General features: G+C 31.2%; 2 protein-coding genes. Both read right to left on the reverse strand.

Features of this window, described 5'->3' with window-relative positions; all coding sequences use genetic code 11:
- The coding region (locus KSU54_RS18380; protein WP_217749049.1) for an ATP-dependent DNA ligase at positions 1–677 on the reverse strand (677 nt) is incomplete at its 3' end.
- Between the two features lie 2 nt (positions 678–679).
- A partial coding sequence (gene ku, locus KSU54_RS18385; protein WP_306794078.1) for a non-homologous end joining protein Ku occupies positions 680–1,508 on the reverse strand: 829 nt, incomplete at its 5' end.

The raw sequence follows: 1,508 nt of genomic DNA on the forward strand, positions 1-1,508 counted from the left end.
TATTTACCTAATATAAAACTTGTCATATTGTTGTCTTTTTGAATATATCCGCAGAGAACGAAATCATCATCAACCAGATATTTAAATTTAATCCAGTCAGTTGAACGCTTTTCAAAGAAATATTTGCTACCTTTTCGTTTGGCAACTACTCCTTCCAGTTCTTTTGATTTGACAATATTAAATAACTCTATACCAGTATTTTCTATAACTTTCGATATAGATATACGATTATTTTCATTAATTAATCGTGGCAATTTGTTTATTCTTTCTTCTATTGGTATATCGATAAGTAAGTCATTGTCAAAATATATTAAATCATAGACAACAAAGGTAGCAGGATACTTTTCAGATAAGAGTTTTATTTTAAAAAAGTCAGTTATAACTGTACGCTTTTGAACTTCGTAAAAGTCAGGTTTACCGTTTTTAAGGACAATGATCTCTCCATCAAGAATGCATTGTCCATTAACATTGGAAAAAATATTAGAAAGTTCAGGAAACTGATTAATCAGTTCTTTGTTACGCTTATTTCTTAAATCAACACTTTTTCTATCAATATATGCAAGACATCTGATTCCATCAAACTTTAATTCAAATAAATACTCTGGTGAGTTGAACGGCTCAGATTGATTAGCAATTAGCATTGGTCTTGCTAAACGTTTAGCAAAAATGTCATTCATAGTTACGATGCCATGTTATTTGATGCTTGTGTGTTAGCTAGATCAATAGACTGCTGCAGTGCAGACATTAAATCAATTACACTGTTAGGCTGACTGTCATCAGCAACTACTACTTCCTGACCGTTTATTTTAGTCTGTATAGCATCATGCAATTTAGCTTGATATTCATCGTGATACGCTTCTGGTGCAAATTTATTTGTCATAGAGTTGATTAAGGTTTTAGCCATTTCAAGTTCATTTTTATCAACAGAAACCTTGTTAATAGTTGGAGCTGGTTGAATTTCATCCTGAAAAAATAGTATTTTAGCAATGATGTCTGTTTTAGTGGGATACAGAACTATAAGTTCCTCCTTTGTCCCCATAACGGTTTTAGCAATGGCAACTTTCTTTTGAGATAATAGTGCTTGTCTGAGTAGTTCAAATGCCTTTTCACCACCAGGCTCTGGAACAATGTAATAATTTTTATCATAATATAATTGATCAATGTCGGTCATTTTAGCAAAATGTAATACATGAATAGTTTTATCAGTTTTTGATTTGATTCTTTCAAGTTCATCGTTAGATATTGTAACATATTTACCCTTTTCATATTCATACCCTTTTATAATATCACTACTTTTAACTTCTGAATTGCAAGAGGGACATAACTTTTGATATTTAATACGCTGGTATTTTCCGTTCTCATCTTTACATAGTTGATTGAAACTGATAGCTGTATTTCGGGTTGTTTTATAAAGTGAAACTGGTACATAAATAAGTCCAACGCTTATAGCGCTTTTGTGTGCAACTGCCATAATATCATTCCTTCTTTCATTAATATTAGATTTGACA

The sequence above is a fragment of the Erysipelatoclostridium sp. MSK.23.31 genome, from assembly GCF_019125875.1.
GTDB classification, from domain to species: Bacteria; Bacillota_I; Bacilli_A; order Erysipelotrichales; family Coprobacillaceae; genus Thomasclavelia; species Thomasclavelia ramosa.